This window comes from Streptococcus sp. 339, from assembly GCF_013277285.1.
Taxonomy (GTDB): domain Bacteria; phylum Bacillota; class Bacilli; order Lactobacillales; family Streptococcaceae; genus Streptococcus; species Streptococcus pseudopneumoniae.
In genome coordinates, this window is record NZ_VMMR01000116.1 from 1 (window position 1) to 11,500 (window position 11,500).

The window sequence follows — 11,500 nt, forward strand, 5'->3', positions numbered from 1 at the left end:
ATTTTCATTGAGTATAAATTCATTCTTATCTCTTCTTATCATACTAGTCTGCTTGGCTAGGAAGCTAATTCCAGCATCCTAGATTCTTGTCTTTCACAATGCTAACTATCAGACTCTTTCAGTTACAAGAGTAGGAAGAAACCCATAGTCTACCTATGTTTCTTCTTTGTTCCGAATAGCCAGTCAATCATGAAAAGGTAGAGGTATTCCCCCTTTTAAATCTTTTTTCTTACAATTCTGCAAGAATCGCTTTAAGCAAACCTTTGAAATCACCTTTGACACCTTCAGTCACTTCTACAACTTCTTCGTGATTGAGTTCTTCTTGGAAACCAGCCGCAAAGTTAGTGATACATGAAATTCCCAGAACTTTCAAGCCAGAGTGGGCTGCCACGATAACTTCAGGAACCGTAGACATACCAACTGCATCTGCTCCCAGTGTCTTATAGGCACGGATTTCTGCTGGTGTTTCATAAGTTGGACCAGTAACACCGATATAGACACCTTCATCAAGCTTGATATCAAGTTTTTTAGCAACTTCATGGGCAGTAGCACGGTATTCTGGAGTGTAGGCCTTAGACATATCTGGGAAACGTGGACCAAAGTCATCCAAGTTTTCACCCATCAATGGATTTTGCCCCGTCATGTTGATATGGTCTGAGATAGCCATCAAAGTACCAGGACCATATCCAATACCACCAGCTGCATTGGTTACAATGACACCTTCACATCCAAGAACTTTCATGACACGTACTGGGAAAGTCACGACCTCCAGAGGATTTCCTTCGTAAAAATGGAAACGACCTTGAAGAGCCAAGACCTTGCGACCTGCAAGGTCACCATATACTAATTTACCAGCGTGACCGACTACTGTAGAGCGGCCCCAGTTTGGAATCTCAGCATAGTCTACTGCAACTGGATTTTCGATTTCTTCTGCCAGTTCTCCCAGTCCTGATCCAAGGATTAGACCGAACTCAGGCGCTTGAATTCCCTTGTCTTTCAGGAAAGCAGCTGTTTCATGGATTTTGTTTAAAAATGTCATTGTGTGTCTCCTTTATTATTTTTTTAGCATTTGACCGATTTTTTCAAAAGTTTTAGCATTGCGAATGGTAATGTGGCGATAGAAAGGCATCTTGAGCAGATCCTTGTGATAGGCAGTTTTAGAGTAGGTTTCTTCAGAAAATTTCCCCAGAAAATCCCAAGTTTTCCAAAATAAAGCACTTCATCTTTCAGCTCTAAACTTTCAACTGTCGCGATGACTTGGTCCACATCCAAACCCTCAGTGTAAAAGAGAAAATCTTTTCGTGCCAAGTCTCTGTTCCACCAAGCTGGTAGATTTTCAAGTTCCGCCTCAAAGTCCTCTAGACTCAGTAAAGAAAAGCTCTGAATAAATGGATAATGGACTGCAAAGAAAGTCTCTAGCTTTTCAACCAATTGGGCTTTGGAATCTATCGAAGTAAAGAAAATATTGCCACTATTGATGTAGCTCTCAACCTTTTCCAGTCCCAAGTTTGTCAATTCTTGACGAAGCTCCGCCATGACGACCTTATTCTTACCACCAACATTGATACCTCTCACCAGCAAAGCATAGCGCGTCATCTTATACCAATTTATCTAAGAAACTTTCCCCAATCATAGCAGTTTCCACACCAAAGTTATCGGCAACAGTCGCTGAAATATCTGCAAAATGTCCTACTGGAATGAGACCATTTCCTTTAAAGGCAGGGCTATAGGCCAACAATGGAATATATTCCCGAGTGTGATCCGTTCCTGCATACGTTGGGTCATTTCCATGGTCCGCAGTAATCAAGAGAAGGTCATTCTCTCTCATAGCTGCGATAATTTCAGGTAAGCGTTCATCAAACTCATGCAAACAATCACGGTAACCGTGAGCATTACGACGATGGCCGTAAAGGGCATCAAAGTCAACTAGGTTTGTGAATGAGAATCCTTTTTCAAACTCAGCAAGTCCCATAGTCTTCAATAGTGTATCAATTCCATGACTATTTGACTTGTTGTGACCCATGTCATGGTTGATACCAGCACCGTTAAAGATATCGTTGATTTTACCCACAGCATAAGTATCGATACCAGCCTCATTCAATTTATCCAAAACAGTTGGGGAAAATGGAGATACAGCCAAGTCACGACGGTTTGCCGTACGAGTGAAGTTACCTGGTTCACCTACATAAGGGCGAGCAATGATGCGACCAAGAAGGGCAGGACGCTCAAGGGTAATCGAACGAGCGTATTCACAGATACGGTACAATTCATCCAAAGGAATAATGTCTTCGTGGGCAGCAATCTGCAAAACAGGGTCAGCTGAAGTATAGATAATCAACTCTCCAGTTTCCATCTGACGTGGTCCAAAATCATCGATAACAGCCGTTCCTGAATAAGGTTTGTTGGCTTCACGAATAACCTTGCGTCCTGAGAATTCTTCGATTTTTGTCAGGATTTCTTCTGGGAATCCGTTCCAGAAAGTATCGAAAGGCTCAGTAATGTTGAGTCCCATGATTTCCCAGTGTCCAGTCATAGTATCCTTACCAAGAGATACTTCCTCTAATTTTGTTGCATATCCAGTTGGATTGCTTTCAGCTGCTACAGTCTTAAGAGGAGTTTCACGAGGAATATTTCCAAGACCTATTTTAGCCATGTTTGGGACATTCAAACCAACTGTTTTTGAAATGTGTCCCAGTGTGTCAGAAGCTCCATCTGGAACCCCTGCATTGACAAAGTTATTAGCATCTGGTGCTGCACCGATTCCTACAGAATCCAGTACCACCAAATGAATACGATTAAATTTAGACATCTTATGCCCCCTTCTATTTTCCTTTTTTTGAAGTTGAAATCTGAACTCCATCTCGTCCAGCAACGATTACCTTATCCACCATTTGGTTGAATAAACCATGCTCCACAACACCAACGACATGGTCCAATTCTTGTCCAAAAGCAATTGGATTTTCAATGACATCCAAGGCGAGGTCAATGATAAAATTCTGCATATCCGTCACAAAACGTTGGCCGTCTTTTTCACGGAAACTTGGTTTGTAGCCAGCTCGCTCAAAACGACGAAAGACTTGTTCTGCGCCATACTGAACCACTTCTACTGGCAATTTAAAAGCACCTAGTTTTTCGACCAGCTTGCTTTCATCCACCACCCAAATGTATTCTTTTGATGGTGTTGCGACCACCTTTTCCATGAGAAGGGCACCACCACCGCCTTTGATTCCGTTAAACTGACTATCCACTTCATCCGCGCCATCAACCGTCACATCGACAAAGTCTACTTGGTCAATAGACTTGAGCGGGATATTAAGGCCTTCTGCCTGTTTAGTGGTCACACTAGAAGTTGTTACAGCTGTAATCTGCAATCCTTCTTCCTTGATACGACGACCGATTTCTTCTACAAAATAATAGGCAGTCGAGCCTGTTCCAAGTCCAACGACCATTCCATCGCTCACGAACTCAGCAGCCTTGATACCTGCCATTTTCTTCAGATTTTCCACCGATTTACCTCCATCATTCTCAGTTCTTATTCTACTATGAAATCGCTTTTTATTCAAGTAAAAAGATCAAATTTACATTTTTTATCAATCTTCCTTTGAAAACATGCATTTTATTTTTATAAAACGAATAAAAATGAATTTATCTTTTATGTATTTGCTTTGTTCATCTCTTTCCAGTTCCAAAAACAAGACCTTAACTTTGATACGTCTAGTTTAGCATTAAAGCAGGCGCATTTCAAGAATCATAAATTAAGAGAAGGAAGTGGGTTTATCTATCTATTTTAAACAAGTTTATCTTTGCTTACCCTCTCTTGTTGACAAATAATTTTCATTACTTTAGGAATACAATTACTAATCTCCGTTGGCAAAACCACATACTGTTCTTGAGCTAGTTCTTGGGCAATAGCTGAATGAAGATGGGTCGCTACCGTCACACATTCGTAGAGACTGGCCTGTCGGAATTGGCCTGCAAATCCTGCAATCATTCCAGCAAGAGTATCTCCCATCCCCCCAGTCGCCTGATAGGGACCGCCGACCTGTAACTGGTAATAATCAGATTGGCTAGCTTGCCAAATACGAGTAGCCGGACCTTTCTCCACCAAAATTGTTCCTTGAGGAAATGAAGTCAGGGCACTAGCTGTTGCATCTTCCTTTTGCTTTTCAATAGCAATACCAGACAGCTTTTCCCATTCTTTTTGGTGGGGAGTTAGGATAAGCTGGTTAGACGGAAACGACAAACTTGTCCTAGCAAGAATGGTCAGGGCACCACCATCTACAATCAAAATCTGATTCTGTTTTAAGCTAGCAAAGACCTGTTTGACTAGATCTTCTCCAAAAGCATCGTCTCCTAAACCAGGTCCCAGCAAGACAACTTCTGCCTTCTCCAACTGCTCTTTTAACAATTGCTTGTCTTGAAGAGAAAATGCCATAGCATCAGGTAAATGGCTGTGCAGAGCTGGAATATTTTCCCTGTCCGTTCCAACGGTCACCAATCCTGCACCACTCTTAACAGCAGCTAGTGCAGCCATAATGATAGCACCTCCATAAGGATAAGTGCCACCAAGCAGCAGCAGACGACCGTAGTCCCCTTTATGACTGGTACGAGAACGTTCAATAATAACTTTTTCTAGTAAGGTTTGATCAATCACTTTCATCCTTTTTTCCTCTCGCTTTTATTATACAACAAAAAGGAGGCGCAGACCTCCTTTTCTACTATTTTCCCTTAAATTCCGTAAAAGTTTGTAAGATTTTGTCTGCTACTGTCGGAGAAGGAGCTCCCTTTATCTTTAGCGTTTCATCTGCATATGGAGTAAGGCCAGCGAAATCTCCAATTTGGATAGAATAGAGAGACGTTTTAAACAGTTCAATATCGTTTTGGTCATTTCCAAAAGCAATGAAGTTCTCCCCACATAACTTTTCAACAGTTGTCGCCTTATGAGTATCCAAGGGGTTGACATAAAGACACTTTTCATGCGTATGATAGGACAGATGGGCTAGCCCCAGTCTTTCTAACTGACCAAGCAGATCATCAAGCAAATCCTCATGGTCACCCATATAAACGACTACCTTAATCGGAGTCCCTAAGTCCTCGAGTTTCTGATGACGAGCTACCTTTAGGGGATCCACACTGGAGAAAAATGGAATCTTCTCTACAATCTGACCACTATAGTCAAAGCAATCATCTACAAAGAAAGGAAGATTATAGGTCTGGCAATAATCCACTAGAGCCTGATAAATCCTAGCATCGAGATTCATTTCATAGATAGCTTTTCCCAGATAATAGGCTACACCACCATTCAAACCTATGACCAAGCACTGACTAAGCTCGGAACCTAATAAGCCTAAACTATCTCGATAAGAGCGTGCTGAGGCAAATACAACCTCATGTCCATAATCTTCAGCCTTTAAAAGAACCTGCCTAATCTCTTCATCTATGGTCATATAGTCAAAAGACAGCGTCCCATCCAAATCAAATACGAATTTCATTTTCCTAGTCCTTGTCCAATGTCCGAAGTGCCGCCTGATAGGTTTGCTCCATCAGCATAGTAATGGTCATAGGACCAACACCTCCAGGAACTGGCGTAATATGGCTAGCAAGTGGGGCAACTGCCTCATAATCCACATCCCCACAGAGCTTACCATTTTCATCACGATTCATCCCAACGTCAATGACTACCGCACCTGGTTTGACAAAGTCAGGAGTCACAAACTTGGCACGACCGATTGCAACAACCAGAATATCTGCTTTAGCAGCTACCTTGGCAAGATTATGAGTACGTGAATGGGTCAAGGTTACTGTTGCATTTTTGGCTAAAAGAAGCTGGGCCATGGGTTTTCCAACAATGTTTGAACGACCGATGACGACCGCATTTTTACCTTCTAATTCAATCCCATATTCATGAAACATTTCCATAATTCCTGCAGGTGTCGAAGGAATCATGACTGGATGACCAGACCAAAGACGCCCCATGTTTAGGGGATGGAAACCATCCACATCCTTTTCTGGGTCAATAGCTAATAAAACCGCCTCTTCATCGATATGTTTTGGTAATGGTAACTGGACCAAAATCCCATGCCAAGCTGGATCTTGATTGTATTTGGCAATCAAGTCTAACAATTCCTCTTGCGTAATGTTCTCTGGAACTCGCACTACTTCGCTACGGAAACCAGCCGCAAGGGCAGAGCGTTCCTTGTTGCGAACGTAAACTTGGCTGGCTGGATTGTCCCCAACCAAAATCACTACCAAACCAGGCACTAGACCTATTTCTTCCTTTAATTTTTCAGTCTTTTCAGCCAACTGCCCCTGCAATTTGGCCGCTAAAGCTTTCCCATCAATAATCTGTGTCATATCACTTCTCTTTTCTTTCAAATATCTTCCATTATACCAAAAACCGCTAGTCCCCTCTAACACTTCTTTCCTAGGCTATCCTATAGTTTCAAACTATAAGAAAAAGCTCTGGTCGAGCTTTTCACTAATCTTGTCTTGAAAGTTTAAAATTGGTTACAAATAGCTTAACAAAGCTAACTTATAAAACCTTACTCAAGAAATCCTTAGTCCGTTGTTCTTGGGTTTGTTCAAAAATCTGTTCTGGTGTTCCGTCTTCAACAACCACACCGTCTGCCATAAAGATGACACGATCTGCCACCTCACGGGCAAATCCCATCTCATGTGTTACGATAACCATAGTCATTCCTGACTTGGCAAGGTCTTGCATAACAGCTAGAACTTCTCCAACCATCTCAGGGTCCAGAGCTGAAGTCGGCTCGTCAAAGAGCAAAACATCTGGTTCCATAGCCAACCCACGCGCGATAGCAATCCGTTGTTGCTGCCCACCTGACAAACTCTGTGGATAAGCGTCTGCCTTATCCGGCAAACCAACTTTTTCCAACAGCTCTTGGGCTCTCTTCTCAGCAACTGCCTTGCTTTCACCTTTGGTCTTGATAGGTGACAAGGTGATATTTTCCATCACAGTCATATTAGGAAAGAGATTGAATTGTTGGAAAACCATCCCCATCTTCTCACGCATGGCAAACAGGTCATTCTTCTTGTCCGTAATATCGACTCCCTCAAAGATAACCTTTCCTTTAGTTGCTTCTTCCAACAAATTCATAGAGCGAAGCAGGGTAGATTTCCCGCTCCCTGAAGGACCGATGATAACGACAACTTCTCCTCTTTTAATCTCGAGGTTGATGCCCTTCAATACTTCATTCTTTCCAAATGATTTATGTAAATTTTCAATTTTTATCAAGGTTTCTGTCATTATTTCTTATCTCCTTGTCCCATACGTTTTTCAAAAGCTTTCAAGGCTACGGTCAAAATAGAGGTCATAATCAAGTAGTAAAAGGCTGCAAATAAAAGTGGAGTCAGAGGTAGATAGGTTGTTGTAGAAACTGTTGTAGCCCCATTCCACAACTCCATAACACCGATAGCTGATAAGAGGGAGCTGTCCTTGATAATGGTAATAAATTCGTTCCCCAATGCTGGCAAAATATTTTTGATTGCTTGTGGCAAAATCACATAGCGCATCGCATTTTTAGGACGAATCCCTAAAGAATAGGCCGCCTCTAGCTGACCTTTTGGAACCGCATTGATTCCAGCACGAACAGTCTCAGAAACATAAGCACCACTGTTCATAGAGATAATCAAAATCCCTGGAATCAGACGAGAAAGATCAACACCCAAAATTCCAACCTGAATAGTCGGGGCATTGATATGCATAAGAGCAAAGGCAATCATAATCTGAACCATCATCGGTGTCCCACGGAAAATCCAAACGTACAAGTTGGCGAGCCAGACAAGCGGTTTAAACTTTGAACGTTGCCCAAAAGCCAAGACAACACCTAAAATGGTTCCCAAAAAGACAACACAGATAGAAATGAGAACCGTCACGACAGCCCCATAGTTAAAATAAGGTAAATACTTAGGTAAAAAAGAAAAATTCATAGTCACACTGCTTTCTAAAATAGAATACTGTATGATTATAACATGTATTGAATTAAAATTCAAACTTTTTATTTGATTTATTCAAAAAAACTTTAAGCTAGTAGAATTAGCGAGAAATCTTAGTTTTTTCTAGTCAATTTGGCCTCCTTTATGGTAAAATAGTAACGATAAGAAATGAAGGAGAATCAAAATGGAATCACATTTGGTTAGAATCATCAACCGCCTTGAAGCAATGGCAAACGATGGCGGAAATTTAAAACGTAATTTTGAACGCGAAGGAGTTGTTGTTGCAGAAGTTGCGTACAGCCACGACGAAGAAAACGGCTCAATCTTTACCCTTCGTGATGTAGAAGCTCGCGAAACCTATACTTTTGATAGCATTGACTTGATTGCAATGGAGATTTACGAACTTCTCTACTAATCTAAAACAAGCAGGATTACCCCCTGCATGTCTAACCAAAATCCTTTTTGTCTCACAAATAGGATTTTTTTATAGTCCAAATTCACAAAAATTTTCATTGTAACAACTTCTCAAAGCTGCAATCTTTTTACTTGCTTTACACCCCAATCCTGTTATAATGAAAGTATAGAAATTTGACTATTTTTGACCTTTAAACAGGTCAGGCTAAAGAAAGAAATGAGGTAGATGTATGCTTTGTCAAAACTGTAAAATCAACGACTCAACAATTCATCTTTACACCAATCTCAATGGAAAACAAAAACAAATTGACCTCTGTCAAAACTGCTACAAGATTATCAAAACAGATCCTAACAACAGTCTCTTTAAAGGAATGACAGATTTGAACAATCGTGACTTTGACCCCTTTGGTGATTTTTTCAATGACCTAAACAATTTCAGACCTTCTAGCAATACTCCTCCTATTCCCCCAACCCAATCAGGTGGAGGTTACGGTGGAAACGGCGGTTATGGTTCCCAAAATCGTGGTTCTGCTCAAACTCCACCAGCAAGCCAAGAAAAAGGCCTGCTGGAAGAATTTGGTATCAACGTAACTGAGATTGCCCGTCGTGGAGACATTGACCCCGTTATTGGGCGCGACGATGAGATTATCCGTGTCATCGAGATTCTCAATCGTAGAACCAAGAATAATCCTGTTCTTATCGGTGAACCGGGTGTCGGAAAAACTGCCGTTGTCGAAGGCCTAGCTCAGAAAATTGTTGATGGTGATGTTCCACATAAACTCCAAGGCAAACAAGTCATCCGTCTGGATGTGGTTAGCTTGGTGCAAGGAACGGGGATCCGTGGACAATTTGAAGAACGCATGCAAAAACTCATGGAAGAAATTCGCAAACGTGAGGACATCATCCTCTTTATCGATGAAATCCATGAAATTGTCGGTGCTGGTTCTGCGAGTGATGGTAATATGGACGCAGGAAATATCCTCAAGCCAGCCCTTGCTCGTGGGGAACTGCAACTGGTCGGCGCTACTACCCTCAATGAATACCGTATCATTGAAAAGGATGCTGCCCTCGAGCGTCGTATGCAGCCTGTCAAGGTTGATGAACCAACGGTGGAAGAAACAATCACTATCCTCAAAGGGATTCAAAAGAAATACGAAGACTACCACCACGTTCAATATACCGATGCTGCAATTGAAGCAGCTGCAACTCTTTCCAATCGTTACATCCAAGATCGCTTCTTACCTGACAAGGCCATTGACCTCCTAGATGAAGCTGGTTCTAAGATGAATTTGACCTTGAATTTTGTAGACCCTAAAGTCATTGATCAGCGCTTGATTGAGGCTGAAAATCTCAAGTCTCAAGCTACACGAGAAGAAGATTTTGAAAAAGCCGCCTACTTCCGTGACCAGATTGCCAAATATAAGGAAATGCAAAAGAAAAAGGTCACAGACCAGGATACTCCAATCATCAGTGAAAAAACCATTGAGCATATTATTGAACAGAAAACCAACATCCCTGTTGGTGATTTAAAAGAGAAAGAACAATCTCAACTCATCCATCTAGCCGAAGATCTCAAGTCTCATATTATTGGCCAAGATGATGCAGTCGATAAGATTGCTAAGGCTATTCGCCGTAATCGTGTCGGTCTTGGTACGCCTAACCGTCCAATTGGAAGCTTCCTCTTTGTCGGACCAACTGGGGTCGGTAAGACAGAACTTTCCAAACAATTAGCTATCGAACTCTTTGGTTCTGCTGATAGTATGATTCGCTTTGATATGAGTGAATACATGGAAAAACACAGTGTGGCTAAGTTGGTCGGCGCTCCTCCAGGTTATGTTGGCTATGATGAGGCTGGTCAATTAACTGAAAAAGTTCGCCGCAATCCATATTCTCTCATCCTTCTCGATGAAGTGGAAAAAGCTCACCCAGATGTTATGCACATGTTTCTACAAGTCTTGGACGATGGTCGTTTGACAGATGGGCAAGGACGGACCGTTAGCTTCAAGGATGCCATCATTATCATGACCTCAAATGCAGGTACAGGTAAGTCTGAAGCCAACGTTGGATTTGGGGCTACTAGAGAAGGACGTACCAACTCTGTTCTCGGTGAACTCGGCAACTTCTTTAGCCCAGAGTTTATGAACCGTTTTGATGGCATTATCGAATTTAAGGCTCTCAGCAAGGATAATCTCCTTCAGATTGTCGAGCTCATGCTAGCAGATGTTAACAAGCGCCTCTCTAGCAACAACATTCATTTGGATGTAACTGACAAGGTCAAGGAAAAGCTGGTTGACCTAGGTTATGATCCAAAAATGGGAGCACGCCCACTTCGTCGGACTATTCAAGACTATATTGAGGACGCAATCACTGACTACTACCTTGAAAATCCAAGCGAAAAAGACCTCAAAGCAGTTCTGACTAGCAAGGGAAACATTCAAATTAAGTCTGCCAAAAAAGTTGAAGTAAAAACTTATGAAAAAGAAGTATAAATCCTATAGAAAAGGAGTAGAAAATGAAAATTTTCTGCTCTTTTTACTAAAATAACTATAAGTTCTTGACAGCTCTGCCTTTGTCCATTATGATAATAATAAAGATACTAGATAATGAGGAAAATGCAATGGCAAACCCAACTTTCGGAGAAAAAAAAGCAAATACAGACTATGTTGCACGCTATGGAGTGTATGCAGTTATCCCTGACGCTAAACAAAAACAAATTGTTCTTATTCAAGCACCTAATGGCGCTTGGTTCCTACCAGGTGGCGAAATTGAAGCAGGTGAAAATCATCAGGAAGCCCTAAAGCGTGAATTGATTGAAGAGCTTGGTTTCACAGCTGAAATTGGTACCTATTATGGACAGGCTGATGAATACTTCTACTCTCGTCATCGTGATACCTACTACTACAATCCTGCCCACCTCTATGAAGCGACTTCTTTCAAAGAAGTGCAAAATCCACTAGAAGACTTTAATCATATTGCCTGGTTCCCTATTGACGAGGCTATCCAAAATCTTAAACGTGGTAGCCATAAATGGGCCATCCAATCTTGGAAAAAACAGCATAAGATTGACTAATACTCTTCGAAAATCTCTTCAAACCACGTCAGCGTCGCCTGACCGTAGATATGGTCACTG

11 protein-coding genes and 1 pseudogene are annotated in these 11,500 nt (G+C 41.6%); 3 read left to right on the forward strand and 9 right to left on the reverse strand.

What is annotated here, in order from left to right:
* Positions 1-229: 229 nt before the first annotated feature.
* From HT736_RS11025 to HT736_RS11065, 9 genes and pseudogenes are all read right to left on the reverse strand, one after another.
* Positions 230-1,039 (reverse strand): purine-nucleoside phosphorylase, encoded by an 810-nt coding sequence (locus HT736_RS11025; protein ID WP_050207878.1) that lies wholly within the window; start codon positions 1,037-1,039, stop codon positions 230-232.
* A gap of 15 nt (positions 1,040-1,054) precedes the next feature.
* Positions 1,055-1,596: pseudogene (locus HT736_RS11030) on the reverse strand (DUF1697 domain-containing protein).
* Position 1,597: 1 nt separating this feature from the next.
* Entirely contained in the window at positions 1,598-2,809 is a 1,212-nt protein-coding gene (locus HT736_RS11035) for a phosphopentomutase (protein WP_000033102.1), read from the reverse strand.
* Positions 2,810-2,822: 13 nt separating this feature from the next.
* On the reverse strand, positions 2,823-3,506 hold the full coding sequence (gene rpiA, locus HT736_RS11040; protein WP_000429303.1) for a ribose-5-phosphate isomerase RpiA: 684 nt from the start codon (positions 3,504-3,506) through the stop codon (positions 2,823-2,825).
* A 281-nt stretch (positions 3,507-3,787) separates the two neighbouring features.
* Complete coding sequence (locus tag HT736_RS11045) at positions 3,788-4,660, reverse strand: NAD(P)H-hydrate dehydratase (RefSeq protein ID WP_172931045.1); 873 nt, start codon at positions 4,658-4,660, stop codon at positions 3,788-3,790.
* A 58-nt stretch (positions 4,661-4,718) separates the two neighbouring features.
* Entirely contained in the window at positions 4,719-5,492 is a 774-nt protein-coding gene (locus HT736_RS11050; RefSeq protein WP_164226965.1) for an HAD hydrolase family protein, read from the reverse strand.
* A gap of 4 nt (positions 5,493-5,496) precedes the next feature.
* On the reverse strand, positions 5,497-6,354 hold the full coding sequence (locus tag HT736_RS11055; RefSeq protein WP_172931046.1) for a bifunctional methylenetetrahydrofolate dehydrogenase/methenyltetrahydrofolate cyclohydrolase: 858 nt from the start codon (positions 6,352-6,354) through the stop codon (positions 5,497-5,499).
* Positions 6,355-6,532: 178 nt separating this feature from the next.
* Complete coding sequence (locus HT736_RS11060) at positions 6,533-7,267, reverse strand: amino acid ABC transporter ATP-binding protein (RefSeq protein ID WP_000140954.1); 735 nt, start codon at positions 7,265-7,267, stop codon at positions 6,533-6,535.
* The gene (locus tag HT736_RS11065; protein ID WP_001011642.1) at positions 7,267-7,950 is read right to left on the reverse strand and encodes an amino acid ABC transporter permease; all 684 of its coding nucleotides are present in this window, start codon (positions 7,948-7,950) and stop codon (positions 7,267-7,269) included. The genes HT736_RS11060 and HT736_RS11065 overlap by 1 nt, the downstream gene beginning before the upstream one ends.
* Positions 7,951-8,140: 190 nt before the next feature.
* Here HT736_RS11065 and HT736_RS11070 point away from each other — a divergent pair, with 190 nt between their 5' ends.
* The 3 genes from HT736_RS11070 (at position 8,141) to HT736_RS11080 (ending at position 11,440) form a co-directional block, all read left to right on the forward strand.
* A complete protein-coding gene (locus tag HT736_RS11070; protein WP_000443574.1) occupies positions 8,141-8,371 on the forward strand; it encodes a DUF1797 family protein in 231 nt (76 codons plus the stop codon).
* A gap of 229 nt (positions 8,372-8,600) precedes the next feature.
* Positions 8,601-10,859 carry an ATP-dependent Clp protease ATP-binding subunit gene (locus tag HT736_RS11075; RefSeq protein WP_000882510.1) on the forward strand — a complete coding sequence of 753 codons (2,259 nt, stop codon included), beginning with the start codon at positions 8,601-8,603 and terminating at the stop codon, positions 10,857-10,859.
* Positions 10,860-10,987: 128 nt separating this feature from the next.
* Positions 10,988-11,440 carry an NUDIX hydrolase gene (locus HT736_RS11080; RefSeq protein WP_023938214.1) on the forward strand — a complete coding sequence of 151 codons (453 nt, stop codon included), beginning with the start codon at positions 10,988-10,990 and terminating at the stop codon, positions 11,438-11,440.
* Positions 11,441-11,500: the final 60 nt, after the last annotated feature.